This window comes from Bartonella sp. EBT8 (assembly GCF_055796165.1).
On the sequence record NZ_JBTTDJ010000002.1, the window covers coordinates 138,698 to 154,079 of the forward strand.

A 15,382-nucleotide genomic window follows, 5' to 3' on the forward strand; every position below is an offset into this window, starting at 1 on the left:
TTTACAAAAAAACCAATAGAAAATTGCATGATAACGCTTAATTTAAAAATCAAAAATTGCAAAATGATCTAAACCATTTACATATCCACCATAAAGAATGAAACTAATTTTCATGTTATTTTCATTTTCTCTATAACACTCTTTCATTTCTAATCAAGCATAAGGAGATACTTTGCTGATAAGTATTGCAACACATATTAATGGTTCAAAGATTTAATTTTAATAGAGGATTAGCTTGCAAATTGTTTTCTTTTTAACAAAGATCAATTGTCATTATGAGTGAGTATAGCTATGAAAAATTTTTATTTCCAGTAAGAGCACGATGGCTCATTTCAATCATGGCATCGCGAAGATGCAATTTAATCTTCGATCCAATAATGGCTCCAAATAATGGAGCAAGAAAGCCAAACATAGTTACCGTATGACGAATTTTGTTATTTAAGGAACCAGATTCCATTGAATTAATATACTCATGATCAAAAACCATACGCGTAAAAGGGAGTTTAGCATAATCGGAAAAGCAAACATTTTGAATAACTTTATCAAGTGTAAAAGACACTTTAGGTCCTTTTTTAGGTTTCATCTGTCCTACAGTTCCTGCTTTGAAATCACCTGAAAGTTTTACCCACTCAAGCTCGTGGTCCCAACAAGGCCAAGTCGCAGCATCTTCCCACATAGACCAAATTTGCTCAGCATTTGCTTCTGTATTAATTTCTTCGCTATAGGTCCATTTAAACATTTGAGTTCCCTTTATAAAAAAATTCCATTCAATAAATTAAATATATAAATATTCAGGCTAAAAGAAGCTATTCAATTTAAGAGATTCTTCCGTCTTCTAGCTCAGCCCTGAACGGTATTATCATAACAAAGAGTGAGTGGATAACAATCTATTCTTTCAGATAAGGCTTTAGTGAAATGAATCTGCTCAATTTTTTAAAGAAATCTTCTATAGATATCGTATCAAAAATAAAAAATAAGGAAAACAGTTAATACTTAACCGTCATAAATCCCCATTGCTTCGCGAATTCGGGTTGCATCATACGCCGTAATTTCAAAAAAAACTCGTTGCGCTAACATTCCCCAATGAGAATTAGTCAAGAATTTAAGACCTTTAACCTCTTTTAAAACAACTGATTTTGCTTGTTTATTAAAAATAACATCTTTTCGAAAAGGTATGAAATGAGGAGCTTGCTCTACTTGATAAATGTGATTATCCTTAAACACACACTGAAACTCTATCGTTTGAAGAACTTGCCCAGTGCCCATTTCACTACGTGGACAATAAATAAAGACTTCATCTCCTTTGGATGTTTTTCGAAGCGGACTGGTTTTACCGTGACAGACTTGAAGAAAGCCAAATTCTGCTGCAAGCTGCGCGTGAGCCCGAGAAATGACAGCAATCCAATATTTCATCTTATAGTTACTCTTTCAAAAAGTAAGCAATATTTTCTAAATTAAATAAAATCTCTTTTTTAATTTATCCAGTAACAAAAGCAACCTCTTCTCACCACTGAAGATGGTGGAGAGAATTGAGTAGCTTAAATCTGTAAATAGCTGATATGTCATTAATAATAATTGTATAGACAATGTAATAAGATATGATTTCTTAATGAGAAAATTAGCTAAATAATTATTGAATGAGAATTTAAATCAGATGTTAGGATCATAAAATCATCTCAAATGAATTATCCTTACATGTCTTCGTTTTAAAAGAAGCGCACTCCATTTTGTTAATCAGCTAACTTATACTATACTTGCTATATCTTTAAATCATAAAACAGAGAAAAGTTTAACGCGAGAATTAAAAATACACTAAGGAATAATTTTATTTATTGCTAGAGCATTCGTTGAAAGATATTTTTTACAATTGTTCTAATCATAAACAAATACAGCTTACATATATAAGCAATTTATATAGGATTATGCATTAAAAATCATATAATAATCTAAAGGCAGCTTTCAAAATCTTTATTGAACTGATTTTGAAGGATTGTATCACGATAAAAGTACAATTTTTTGATTATAGTTTAACACTAAGTTTTATACTAGGAAGAGAAACATAATAATTTGTTGTTTTTATAGCTATTTTTATCATTAAATGCGTTATTCGTAAAAATCGATTTTATACCTAAAAGTTGAAAAAAACACAAAAGATAGCCCAGATAAGAGTTAGAGAGAAAATATAAGAGAAGACTTTGAAAGGTGTTTAAAGTTCTTTGGTGATAAAACAATCTTTGAAAATTGTTTAAAAAATATTGTAGTAGAAAATGCACTGACAACCGAAATTGCATAAACTGTAGAAGATAATCTGAAAATTGGCAATTAAATAAAAACTCCATATATTTCAATATAATAAAATGATGCTGTAGGATGACGTACAAGCCTTTCCCCTAACCAGACCACTGTTAGTGATCGGGGATTTATCACAGTTTTCTAAGCTTGATAAGCATCGCGGTCCATTGCTTGGTGCTCTTAACCTCATTTTCAAGCAAGTTGATGCACGTGTTGTCTTGGTTTGTATGGAAGAAAAATGAGAGTACAATCCTGAACAATATTCTTGGAAGTGTGCATGCGAAGGAAGCATATGAAGGCGTTCATACTTTTATGGGGGTAAATCGATTGTTTGGTAAACGCTATATATTCTCATCACTCGTGGTTTATATACAGGTACTTTATGAGGGCGAGCGAGATTCAAGTTATCTCTCAAGGTTTATTATACACAAGCGAACCGACAGCAAAAATTGAAGGAGATAGAAGTGATGCCATAGCAAAGGATGAAATTAGAATAACTTCTAATTCTGTAGCGATGGAGTTAAGAGGGATACCACGTGTATGAATGCTATTGCAGTGATTGAGGGGCCAACAGTACGGATGAAGAAACTCTTCATTTCAGCAAAAGATCTTGATTCAAAGTACGCTTATATGGTCGCTTCCTTTGTTTCTGTTCATCGAGATGGGAAAACTCAAAAGAACCAGCAAGTTGCGTGGTTGCAGGACTTCTAACTAAAATCGATTATATGTAGTTTTTTTGGCATTCTCCTTCTAAAAGTTATAAATGGCATTGTAGGAATGGCAGGTTCCATTTTTTCCATTGGAGATCATTCCAGTTGAGCCAATTTTATCAATGAGTAGAATGTCACAACGATCATTTGTAAGAACGGCTACCGTCTGTGGAGAAATCAAGGCTTAGTGCCTGAGATATTGAAGAGCAATTTTTATAAAGTGAGGATTAAAAACAACAATAGAATACTATTCAGTTTTATCGACTTTTGGTTTGTTGTTTTACTCTTGTATCTCTGGTCCAGAGTTGACGAAAACTCACCAACATGTGCTTCGAAAGCTATTGTCCTGCTTTCTAATTAAGTCCCAAGATGACCGATTAAAATAACTTTATTAAATATGCTAGCCCCCTTTATTTTACTTTTTAGCGGAAAAATGCATTATTTTCTGAACGCAATATTGAAAATTGATACGCAAACTAGACATCATTTTTATGCTGTAAACTCTACCATAAAAAGCTCATTTCTTTCAATGAAAAATATCAATAACATATTATAATATATAATTATTTATACATTTATATCAAGTTGTGCACAAGATCTTTTCATATGTTTTTCTGCTTATTTTTTGTTGAATACCAATTTTGTTGTACAATAATAGTTAATCAAGAGAAAGTTAGGGGGTGAATGGAACGAGAGCTTTACTCAGAGGTCACGCAAGGAAGCTAGGAAAGAAGTATTTATTACAGGAAAACTGCCGATGCAGGAAAGGACTCACATCACTTGATTACTTTTGGAGATAAAACAACAGTTATTAAATCTACCGAAATTAACACTCCCACTCTACGTAAAATCGCCAAAAAAGTGTAAGCATAAAATATGTCAATGATTGTCATCTCTTATAGTATTAAGGGATATTTTATCCTTATTTTTCTTAATTTTTATAGCTCCAACAATTCCAGTAGAAATAATTAATGCAGACATAGCCAAAAAAGAGGTCATTAAGCCCACGAGTGCAAAAAGTCCAGCAATAAAACCAGATACTGCTTCAGCAGAGTTAGCTAAAGTTGAAAAAGTTCCAAAACTCTTACCAAGATCTTCACGACGAGAGCATAATTGGATAGCTGAAACTAAACTAATATCCACAAAAGCACCAATAAATCCTAAGACAAATGCTAATACGAGAAGCGGTTTTAAATAAAATATTCCAACTAATGGTATCATGAACATAGCAATCCCATACAAAAGCCAAAATATCATTAGCTTCAACGATGTAATCTTTAATATAATTTTACTATACAATAAACCACCTACAATAGTTCCAACAGCAATGAGAGAAAAAATATAACTAACAAAGCTTTCCTCTCCACCAACGGAAAGAACAAAAGCTGGAATTAAAAATCTTAAAATTGCACCAGTAAAGAGAATAGCAAACGACGAGCCAATGAGCGTAATAAATAAATTATTATTTTCTTTAGAAATATAGTGAAGATAGGAAGCTGTTTCGCGATAAATTTTGATAAAACTGAAAGATTTATTCTTATTTGAATTGAAATTTATGAGATTAAATAACAATATAATAGATGTAAAATAAGTAAAAAAATCAAAAATGAGTACTGCCGATTTATTGGCGAAAAAAAGAAGTACCGAACAAACTAAAGGGCCAATTACGGATGCAGTTTCATCCATAATTTGTGCAATGCTATTTGCCTTTGTAAGATCATTTATTGAAAACATTCTCGGAATAGCAGCTTGAAAACTTGGTTGAAAAATACTCCTTCCTATTGTTGTCAATATTGCTGCAAAGATAAGAAAAATAATCTGTGCAGTACCTGTTACATATGTTATAAAAACAAATAATGAGGTTAATAATCTGATAAATTCACTTAAGATCATATTTTTCTTTAAAGAAAAATTATCAGCTAACCAACCTCCTATAGGACCGAAAAAGAGAAAAGGGATAAATCGAAAGAAATATACAAGACCTGTAAAAAAGACGTTATCTGTTAATTCTAAGACAAGTAAAACAAAAATAACTTCATAGGCAGAATCCCCCATTTTGGAAATAAATAGAGAGAGAAAAAACGATAATGGACTCCTTTTCGTAAATAAAGTCATATAAATCATCCGATATTAAAATTTTCTACGCTTAAAATTACATTACCTTTAATAAAATTGGTAAATATGAAATTTAAAGAAAAAGATAATAAAAATACTTAATAATTTTATAGAAGACGTAAATAAAATTTCATCATAAGACAATAATTCATATCAATATGAAGCAATATAATAATTTTTCTTTCTTATTGCGTTCCAAAAGAAGGAGGATCTAAAAACTATTAGATCAAAATTCACCATATTAATACAAAAATGCCTTATTTTTTTATAACTCTTTTTTGATAAGAATGATTAAAGTCAACACGAGTAAATAAGAAACAGCGCCTATTTTTGTCAAGAGTACTGTAAATTTCACTATTTTTTGTGAAGGGTATAAAATGCTTTTTAAGTAAATGTTGATTATATTATTTTAGTCTGAAGACAACAATGTATACTCATTGTTTATAAGGAGATATATCCCAGATGTCTTGCTGAAGCAGAAAATTATCAAAATAGGTCAGGTTTTAGTTTTGATTGCAATAGAAAATTCATCCTTTAGAAGGATGAATATATAAATGAACAAGTTTTTAGCTATAAATCACTCTATTTTAGCAAATTTTTTGCAATAAATGCCTTTAAAAGACGTTGCCCTTCTTCTAATCATCAGCAAAAACATAATTTTAATGTAATAAGACTAGCTTAGTTTTGTCAGTTCCTCAATAATAATTATCTTTTACTATAAGATTGTTTGATAAAAGAACATCTACATCTAGTCTAGCGAAGCTACTGCTAGGAACACAGTCCATTTTTCGGTTCAAGCTTCAACCTGTTCATTGATATGAGGAAAGAATTGAACAGATTAACAGAGCTATTGGATATTTCTTTATAGGAATTCAACAGAATATGAAGCTGATTGTCACAAAAGTAGCTTAAACTTATGAGGGCGTATCTTTCAACTTTTCTCGAAGAGAGTGCCCTAATCCGTTTAGATAAGGTATAAAATGAAAGGGAATGAGATGATATTTGATGATAACGATTGATATGTAACAACATGTGAATGTGCACAGATTTTTAGCTTTTTGACAATAAATATCCGTAATTGGCTGTTCAGGGTATTTTTTCCTCTACCTTAAGCGGAGAGGTCAGTGAGATGGAGAAAGAAAGAGATATTAGCATTTACGCTTAAAAAAATTACCTAGAAAATAGCAATAATTTAGGTCAACTTATATAAAAGGTGGACTAAAGTTTGTCCTTTTAAGAAAAAGATTATATATTTCAATATATTAAAGAAATAAAATGGTGCCCAGACGCGGATTCGAACCACGGACACGCGGATTTTCAGTCCGCTGCTCTACCAACTGAGCTATCTGGGCACATTTCACAAAACATATGAAACGTGTGCGGTTATAACATTAAAATTTTCTCTGTCCAGTCATCAAAAGAAAAATAATTGATTTTTTATAAGTTTATTTCGGTATTCTAGCAATTATAACCGCTCTTTTCGTAAAATCAACTTGATAGGTATATTGCGATACGTTAGTGTACTCTCATCAGAATGTTGTCTTATCGTGGTGATAGCACAAGGAAATCTTTCTAAAGAATGAATCTAGAAATATAATTGAGAGAAATATTCTTCATAAGATTTCCGTGTGTTTTAAGCTTACGAAATAAATAGAAATGTTTTTGATCTTTGTTTAAGGGGACTTATTGGCACAGTCTTTATAAGATTAGCTTTTCTTTAAAGAAAGGCAAGCCATCATCTAAAAGGGGAGTAATAATGATAATGTTGCAAAAACCAAATTGTCGGCCAAATAATCCTAATTTTTCTTCAGGTCCTTGTAGTAAACGACCTGGCTGGACTATTGAAGTCCTTAAAAATGCATTAGTTGGGCGTTCACATCGATCGAGAGAAGCAGAATTAAGACTTGCTGAAGTCGTTGATTTAACCCGTGAGATTCTTGAAGTGCCTTCTAATTATCGTATAGGAATTGTGCCTGCTTCAGATACTGGAGCTGTTGAGATGTCTCTATGGTCTTTATTAGGTGAGCGTGGCGTTGATATGGCAGCGTGGGAAAGTTTTGGATTGGGGTGGATTGCAGATGTTGTTGAGCAATTAAAGCTTTCTGATGTGCGCCTTTTTAAAGCTCCTTATGGTGAGCTACCAGACTTAACACAAATTGATTTTGATCGTGATGTTGTTTTTACATGGAATGGAACCACTTCAGGTGTCCGTATTCCTAATGCCGATTTCATTCCAAATACGAGAACAGGGTTAACAATTTGTGATGCAACATCAGCAGCTTTTGCTCAAAATCTTGATTTTTCAAAATTAGATGTTGTTACTTTTTCATGGCAAAAAGTTCTTGGAGGAGAGGCTGCACATGGTATGGTGATTTTAAGTCCTCGTGCTGTTGAGCGACTTGAGAGCTATGTTCCATCTTGGCCTATGCCGCAAATTTTTTGTATGACAAAAGATGGAAAATTGACTGAAAATATTTTTAGAGGTGTGACCATCAATACGCCCTCTCTGCTCTGTGTTGAGGATTTTCTTGATGGGTTGAGGTGGGCAAAGGCGCAGGGTGGTTTGCGCGCATTGATGGCGCGCGTTGAGAAAAATTTTGCTGTACTCGACGCTTTTGTTCGCAAAACACCGTGGTTAGAATATTTGGCAAAAGATCCTCAGGTACGTTCTAATACATCTGTTTGTTTAGATATTGTTGACCCAGTTATTACTTCTTTGAATACTGAAAAGCGGGTGTCTTTTATAAAGGCGGTCGTGAATCGTCTTGATGAAGAAGGGGTAGCTTATGATATTGGCTCTTATCGAGATGCACCTCCAGGAATTCGAATTTGGACAGGTATAACAATTGAGGCTTCTGATCTGGAAGTTTTAACACAATGGCTTGAATGGGCATTTCAGGTTGAAAAGGCTCGTCTTTAAGTCATTATTGGCGAATTTTATACTGTGTTTTTTCAAAAAAATACGAAAGGGAATGATGACCTTTCGTATTCTTGTGACAGATAAACAATTTGCAAATATCGTACAGATTACAAAAGATCATGAGAGGAGTGTGAGTGATTTGTCAGGTATTGGTTAAGGAAACAACCAAAATCTTTAAATATTTCTACCTTTTGCGGCAAAAATAATAGATTTAAAATGAAGATATATCTTGATATTTTTACCTTTATTATCATGAATTTGAAAATTTAATGACTAAGATTAGAAAAAGCTGAAATGAAGAGTCGCACTTGCTCTAAGGTTTCGTTATAAAGAGACATTTGTTTTTGAATGCTGGTTTTATTTGACAAAACACGACGGAGAAAGTTATGGCCAATGTAGTAGTTGTCGGTACACAATGGGGAGATGAAGGTAAAGGTAAAATTGTAGATTGGTTGTCTGAGCGTGCAGATATCGTGGTAAGATATCAGGGGGGGCATAATGCAGGTCACACATTGGTTGTTGATGGAATTAGTTATAAATTATCGCTTTTACCATCTGGTTTAGTTCGTGGAAAGTTATCAATTATCGGTAATGGTGTTGTCGTTGATCCCCATCATTTTGTAGCAGAATTAAAAAAACTGCGTGATCAGGGTATAAAAATTACACCAGAAATTTTACGTATTGCTGAAAATGCTCCGTTAATTCTCTCTTTGCATCGTGATCTTGATGCAATGCGTGAAAGCGGTTTGTCTGGTTTAAAAATTGGTACGACGAAGCGTGGTATTGGACCAGCTTATGAAGATAAAGTAGGGCGTCGTGCTATTCGTGTAATGGATTTAGCGGAAGCTGAAACGCTTATGGCCAAGATCGAACGCCTTTTGGGACATCATAATGCTTTGCGTCGTGGGATGGATGTTGCAGAGATTGATTCTCAGGCGCTTTATGATGAGTTGATGCAAGTAGCAGATGAAATTTTACCCTTTATGGATTGTACGTGGCGCCTTTTAGATGAAAGTTATCGGATGGGAAAGCATGTTCTTTTTGAGGGGGCGCAAGGTGCTTTATTAGATAATGATTTTGGGACTTATCCTTATGTGACGTCATCCAATACAGTTGCTGGACAGGCATGCACTGGTTCAGGGATGGGACCTAGCGCGATTCATTATGTTTTGGGTATTGCAAAAGCTTATACAACACGTGTTGGAGAAGGACCATTTCCGACAGAGCAAATAAATAATATTGGCGAATTTCTTGGAATGCGAGGACGTGAGTTTGGCGTTGTAACGGGTCGAAAACGTCGCTGTGGTTGGTTTGATGCAGTTTTAGTACGTCAGATGGTAACGATTTGTGGGGTGCAGGGAATAGCACTGACAAAACTTGATGTTTTAGATGGCTTGGATGAAATTAAAATCTGTATTGGTTATGAGCTTGATGGTAAAGGAATTGATTATTTACCCTCTTCTATGAGAGCACAAGCTCGTGTGAAGCCCATTTATGAAACATTAGAAGGTTGGAAGGATACAACAGCACGTGCGTTAAGCTGGGAGGATTTACCAGTTCAAGCTATTAAGTATATACGTTATATTGAAAAACTGACCAAGACAAGCATAGCTTTATTATCGACTAGCCCTGAGCGTGAAGATACGATTTTGATTACTGATCCTTTTAAAAATTAATCATTATGTTTAAAATTGCTGTATAAATTCTAAATTTAATTCTTTGTGCTTTTCTATGACGAGAGGCTTGAGAGTGTATAAGAGAAAGGCACAAAATAGCATTGTTTATTTTTCATATTCGTTTTAAACTGTTAGGATAGTTGTATCGTATATAAATGACAATCAATTTAAAAGGCTAGAATAAAGCCATTTTTGGCCTTATAACTGGGATCTTTTTTCTCAGTTTGAGAAAGATTATAGAGGATATGGTAGATTTCGTTGGAATCTTAAAAAGGGCGATTAATGCGCAAAGTAATGTTACACAGCAAGTGCGTCAACGGATTTATAAGCGGGCTATCGAAACACTAGAACATCAATTTGTAGCAGCAAAAGCACCACAAGCCATAGCAGATGGGCAAAGGAAGATTTTGCAGAGTGCTATTGCAACTGTTGAAGAAGAATATTTAGCTCTTGAAAAGAATTTACTTTCTTCAGGTATTGAAGGGAATCCTATAAATAGCACTAAAGTTGACAAGTACACGCAAAGTTCTATTTTGCAGCAAGATAATGCGTTTTTAGAGGTAGAAACACAAGAAAAGCAGGTTTTTGTTACAAGTTCAAAGGATAACAAAGTGCTTGATAAACTTAGTGTGTCCGTTACACCAGACGCAGAGCCTGTCAAGATGGAAACTTATTTAGCTTCTTCTTCGGAAGCGGATAATCCATACATTGTTTCGCATATTTTTTCTCAAGCCATGCGTCGTGCTAATCGGTCCTCGATGCAAAAACGTATTGTGATAAGTACTGCTGTTATTGCTAGTCTTGTCGTCTTAACTATTGGAGTTTGTTTTGTTGGTCGCCGTATTTTTGTATTAGATGACTATCAGCTTTCTGAGGAAAATCAGCAAATTTCTCATCCGTTATCAAAGGCACTTGCGGTTAACCAAAAATTAACGAAACGCTTATTAGAGGATGGGAGAGAAGTTGATGTTGGCTTAGATCAAGCAGCAGATTCTTCTAATAAAGAAGGAACTTCAACAGTTGTTTCCAGTAATTTCCAATCGTTTGAACAACGAGGTGAAGCTGTTTTTTATCAAGCACGTACAAATTATGATGCAGAAAAAGTAGCAACAGGGAGTGTTCATTGGACACTTATAAAGGAATTTCGTGAGAAGGGTACTTTAGAAGAACCAACTATACAAGGTGATATAACAATTCCAGATGAAGGGTTATCATTACGGTTAATTTTACGTCGTAATACTGAGGTCTCTTTTCCTGCTGCATATATTATGGATCTTATTTTTATTCCTTCTGATAATTTTTCAGGTCAAGCTATAAGTAATGTTCAAGCATTCACTTTTAAAGCAAGTGAACAATCCATTGGACAGGCTTTAACAAGGGCTATTGCAGCAAAGATTGATGATAATCTCTTTCTTGTTGCTTTGAGTGGCAACCAACCATTTCTTGATCGAAATTTACAATTGATGCGAGAATTGGATTGGGTACGTTTAGTGTTAACTGATAAAAAGGGACGAATAAGCGAATTAACCTTTGCAAAAGGGCTAAAAGGTAAGTCTGTTTTTAATGAAGTTATTGGGCAATGGCTTACGCAACCAGATAAGCGAACAATTCTTGGACAGAAAAATAAAGCATCAATGTATTAGCAGACAAAGAGCCACAATGAATTTTTTCCATCAAAAGGGCTTTGTATTTCAATTTAAGAATAGAGAGCAAATACACTTTGCTCCTGCTTACTTTTAAGAATGCACAAGCAATCGAGTTTACACTTGATCTTTAAAGTTTTATATTTGACTTTCGGATAAAACAGAAGATTTGATGAAATTTTGTACTTTTTCAAATGCACGCATTTCGATTTGTCTTACACGTTCTCGACTGATATTAAATTCACTGGAGAGTTCTTCTAGTGTCAAAGGTTTATCGCTTAAACGACGTGCTTTGAATATGCGTCTTTCACGTTCATTCAGATTATCCATAGCATTTGTGAGCATAGAACGGCGATTTTGCAATTCACTTTGTTCAATTAAAATCTGCTCTTGATTGTTGGAGTCATCCACCAACCAATCTTGCCATTCACCGTTTTCACCTTCTTTTGTGCGGAGAGGTGCATTGAGTGAAGTATCACCACCAAGTCGGCGATTCATTGAAATAACTTCATCTTCTGACACATTCAACTTCGTTGCAATTTCTTTTACGTGTTCCGCATTAAGATCGCCACTATCAAGTGCTTGAAGCCTGCTTTTTAATTTACGAAGATTGAAAAACAAACGCTTTTGATTAGCGGTTGTTCCCATTTTCACCAAACTCCAAGATCTCAAGACATATTCTTGGATTGATGCTTTAATCCACCATATTGCATAGGTCGCAAGACGAAAACCACGTTCTGGGTCGAAACGTTTAACAGCTTGCATAAGTCCAACATTGCCTTCTGAAATAACTTCTCCAATAGGCAGTCCGTAGCCGCGATAGCCCATTGCAATTTTGGCTACGAGACGCAAATGACTCGTTACCAATCTATGTGCGGCTTTTAGATCATTATGTTCACGATAACGTTGAGCCAACATATATTCTTCTTTTGGCTCAAGCATTGGAAAACGACGCACTTCTTCTAGGTAACGATTCAATCCTCCGTCACCTGTCGTCACGGATAACACATTCACATGGGCCATAAAGCACCCTCCTTTTGTATGAATTCCCTGATAAGGCAAATTCTATTTGCAGATATTATAAATATTCATCTAACCTTATTCTAGCATAATTTTCAATTTTGTTCAAAAAGAGATATTTTATTGTGAAATCTTGAAAAGGCTAAAAGTTTCAATTTATTTTTTAAAATTCTTAATAAGTTCAGCCATATCTTGAGGGAGAGGTGAAGAAAAAGACATAATTTGACCTGTCGCAGGGTGTTCAAAAGTAAGGCTAGCAGCATGGAGTGCTTGTCGGTTAAATTGATCGATTGCATTCTTAATGATGGGACTAAGCATATTCGATTTTGTTTTAAAAGCGTTTCCATAAACAGTATCACCTATAACGGGGTGTCCAATATAAGCCATATGAACACGAATTTGATGAGTCCGTCCAGTTTCCAGACGACATTCCAGAAGACTTGCAAAAGGTGTTGTATCTGTGGAGGTTTGATATTTTTCAAGGAGAGAAAAATGTGTAACAGCATGGCGTGTATGGGTGTTTCTATTATGGATGACAGCTTGTTTTATTCGATTATGAGGGGAACGGCCAAGGGATGCATCAATTGTCGAAATATTACGACGAGGAGATCCCCAAATCAAAGCGTGATAGCGCCGATCTAATGCACTGTTACGTCCATGATCAGAAAATTGGATACTCAGGCTTTTATGAGCAAGATCATTTTTAGCGACAACCATGATTCCAGTTGTGTTCTTATCAAGACGATGAACAATACCAGGGCGCTTAACACCGCCGATACCAGATAAACTATTACCACAGTGATAGAGAAGGGCATTAACCAATGTTCCGGTCCAATTACCATTGCCAGGATGAACAACAAGTCCAGCAGGTTTATTAATGACAATAACATGATCATCTTCAAAAAGAATGTCCAATGCAATGGCTTCACCGCTAGGTTCTGCATCACGAAGGAGTGGCATTTTCAATTCTATAATTTGATTGGGTTTTAATTTTGTTTTTGGCTCCTTTATTAATTGATCATCAATTTTAAGATAGCCTTCACGGATGAGAGTTTGCAAGCGTGAGCGTGACAGCGTATTATGATATTTTTTCGCAAGCCACTGATCAAGTCGTTGCCCAAGAGCACTTTCATCCGTTATTTGCTGTGTTATCATACAATTCCTATTAAGCTATAATATTATCCTTTACCAATATGAAATTGCTTTCGTATCAAGAAACTCTTTAATTCCCCAATCACCACCTTCACGAGCTCGTCCAGAAAATTTTACGCCTCCAAAGTAACTCCCACTCGGTAATCCATATCCGTTAACTTCTACCATACCAGAGCGGACTTGTGCCGCAATACGACGACATTTGCTACGATCTTGAGACTGTATATAGTTTGTAAGACCATATTCTGTATCATTAGCCAAAGCGACGGCTTCATCTTCTGTGTTAAAGGGAAGAATCGAGAGGACTGGACCAAAGATTTCTTCTCGGAAAATACGCATGTGAGGTTTTACATCGGCAAAGACTGTTGGGCGTACATAATAACCGCGCTCCATTCCTACTGGTAAACCAATTCCGCCTGCGACAAGAGTTGCACCTTCATCAATTCCAGATTGGATAAGATCTTGAATTTTTTCATATTGTTGTTTTGAAACGACTGGGCCAATATGATTTCCTGCTTGATGGCTTGGCCCCGCTTTTGTTTGTTCAGCAATATTTTTGGCTGTTTGAATAGCTTTTTCATAGAGAGCTTGTTCTACAAGCATACGTGTTGGTGCATTACAGCTTTGTCCACTGTTATAAAAGCAGTGTCGTACACCACGTTGAACAGCTTCTGTGTCAGCATCGGCAAAGATGATATTAGCTCCTTTACCTCCCAGTTCCAGACAGACTCGTTTTAAAGTATTGCTAGCATTTTTAGAAATATCTTTCCCCGCTCTCGTTGATCCGGTAAAGCTAATCATTTCTAGCTGTGGATGAGCAGAGAGATAAGAGCCAACATTGACACCATCACCATTGATTAAATTAAAAACGCCGGCAGGTAAAGCAGCCTCATCTAAAATTTCAGCAAAGAGCATAGCAGAAAGAGGAGCAATTTCAGAGGGTTTTAACACCATAGTGCAGCCAGCTAAGAGAGCAGGGATAACTTTAAGTGTTACTTGGTTCATAGGCCAATTCCATGGAGTAATCAATCCTACAACACCGATAGGGTCATAATGAAGAATTGCCTGTTCATTTCCTTCTATTAAAATGTCTTGAAATGAAAACTCTTTATAGGCTTTAATAAAGTTGCGAATATGGGAACTACCAGTTGCTGTTTGCGCATTGAGTGCCATATCGATCGGTGCTCCCATTTCCATTGAAATGGTTTTTGCCATCTCTTCTGAGCGTTTTTCGTAGATTTCTAAAATTTTTTCAACGAAGTTAAGACGTTCACGAGGCAGAGTTGTTTTCCAGGTTTGAAAAGCTTCTTTAGCAGCGTTAATCGCTTTATCTGCGTCTTTTGTATTGGCAAGGCTAATGACAGCACAAGCTTCTTCTGTTGATGGATCAATGACATGGAAATCATGAGGAGTGCTTGGATCATCCCATTGTCCATTGATATAAAATTTCCGTTTGTTAAACATGATACGCTCCCTATTTTTTCTATTTTTGTATTATTAAATTTCGTTCTATTTGAGCCTTTTTAAACAAGAATAACAAGGATAATCTTATCAAAGGTAAAAACGCGTTTGTTTTATAACAACAAGGCTGTAAAATTTAAAGAGCACTTCTTATGCGAACGGCGTGCATTATTTGTCTTAATCCTTTTTAAAAAATGGGAAGGAAAGAGAAGTATGGGCAATTTTTCCATAATTTTTTATCATGGAGTTTTTTTTCACGAAAAATGATGCACAATTGTATTGATCATGATTTTACAATTTATCCAGTATTTGTCGAAAAAATCTCAGTGAAAGAAATGACAGCATTATTTTTTGTTAAAAAATGACAGTTAGCAAAAGGTTATTAACCTTCAT

11 protein-coding genes, 1 tRNA gene and 1 pseudogene are annotated in these 15,382 nt (G+C 35.0%); 6 read left to right on the top strand and 7 right to left on the bottom strand.

From position 1 onward, the window contains the following. Positions 1-289: 289 nt before the first annotated feature. Complete coding sequence (locus AC0QT4_RS02465) at positions 290-739, bottom strand: SRPBCC family protein (RefSeq protein WP_473200146.1); 450 nt, start codon at positions 737-739, stop codon at positions 290-292. 254 nt (positions 740-993) lie between these two features. Continuing rightward, positions 994-1,413 (bottom strand): EVE domain-containing protein, encoded by a 420-nt coding sequence (locus AC0QT4_RS02470; protein WP_473200147.1) that lies wholly within the window; start codon positions 1,411-1,413, stop codon positions 994-996. Between the two features lie 1,261 nt (positions 1,414-2,674). Between AC0QT4_RS02470 and AC0QT4_RS02475 the strand changes: the two genes are divergently transcribed. Both AC0QT4_RS02475 and AC0QT4_RS02480 read left to right on the top strand, forming a co-directional pair. Further along, positions 2,675-2,836 carry a hypothetical protein gene (locus tag AC0QT4_RS02475; RefSeq protein WP_473200148.1) on the top strand — a complete coding sequence of 54 codons (162 nt, stop codon included), beginning with the start codon at positions 2,675-2,677 and terminating at the stop codon, positions 2,834-2,836. After that, entirely contained in the window at positions 2,833-3,003 is a 171-nt protein-coding gene (locus tag AC0QT4_RS02480) for a hypothetical protein (RefSeq protein ID WP_473200149.1), read from the top strand. The genes AC0QT4_RS02475 and AC0QT4_RS02480 overlap by 4 nt, the downstream gene beginning before the upstream one ends. Positions 3,004-3,881: 878 nt before the next feature. Here the strand turns inward: AC0QT4_RS02480 and AC0QT4_RS02485 are convergent. Continuing rightward, complete coding sequence (locus tag AC0QT4_RS02485) at positions 3,882-5,117, bottom strand: MFS transporter (RefSeq protein ID WP_473200150.1); 1,236 nt, start codon at positions 5,115-5,117, stop codon at positions 3,882-3,884. Positions 5,118-6,112: 995 nt separating this feature from the next. Between AC0QT4_RS02485 and AC0QT4_RS02490 the strand changes: the two are divergent. After that, positions 6,113-6,295 (top strand): annotated as a pseudogene (locus AC0QT4_RS02490) (helix-turn-helix transcriptional regulator). A 98-nt stretch (positions 6,296-6,393) separates the two neighbouring features. Here the strand turns inward: AC0QT4_RS02490 and AC0QT4_RS02495 are convergent. After that, positions 6,394-6,469: transfer RNA gene (locus tag AC0QT4_RS02495), tRNA-Phe, on the bottom strand. A 404-nt stretch (positions 6,470-6,873) separates the two neighbouring features. Here AC0QT4_RS02495 and AC0QT4_RS02500 point away from each other — a divergent pair. From AC0QT4_RS02500 to AC0QT4_RS02510, 3 genes are all read left to right on the top strand, one after another. Next, a complete protein-coding gene (locus tag AC0QT4_RS02500; protein WP_473200151.1) occupies positions 6,874-8,037 on the top strand; it encodes a phosphoserine transaminase in 1,164 nt (387 codons plus the stop codon). 386 nt (positions 8,038-8,423) lie between these two features. Further along, positions 8,424-9,713 (top strand): adenylosuccinate synthase, encoded by a 1,290-nt coding sequence (locus AC0QT4_RS02505; protein WP_473200152.1) that lies wholly within the window; start codon positions 8,424-8,426, stop codon positions 9,711-9,713. Between the two features lie 245 nt (positions 9,714-9,958). Further along, positions 9,959-11,356 (top strand): hypothetical protein, encoded by a 1,398-nt coding sequence (locus tag AC0QT4_RS02510; RefSeq protein WP_473200153.1) that lies wholly within the window; start codon positions 9,959-9,961, stop codon positions 11,354-11,356. A 138-nt stretch (positions 11,357-11,494) separates the two neighbouring features. Here AC0QT4_RS02510 and rpoH read toward each other — a convergent pair whose 3' ends face one another. The 3 genes from rpoH to AC0QT4_RS02525 form a co-directional block, all read right to left on the bottom strand. After that, a complete protein-coding gene (rpoH, locus tag AC0QT4_RS02515; RefSeq protein ID WP_473200154.1) occupies positions 11,495-12,379 on the bottom strand; it encodes an RNA polymerase sigma factor RpoH in 885 nt (294 codons plus the stop codon). Between the two features lie 153 nt (positions 12,380-12,532). Then, positions 12,533-13,531 carry an RluA family pseudouridine synthase gene (locus AC0QT4_RS02520; protein ID WP_473200155.1) on the bottom strand — a complete coding sequence of 333 codons (999 nt, stop codon included), beginning with the start codon at positions 13,529-13,531 and terminating at the stop codon, positions 12,533-12,535. A 30-nt stretch (positions 13,532-13,561) separates the two neighbouring features. Next, on the bottom strand, positions 13,562-14,992 hold the full coding sequence (locus tag AC0QT4_RS02525) for an aldehyde dehydrogenase family protein (RefSeq protein ID WP_473200156.1): 1,431 nt from the start codon (positions 14,990-14,992) through the stop codon (positions 13,562-13,564). Positions 14,993-15,382 lie beyond the last annotated feature (390 nt).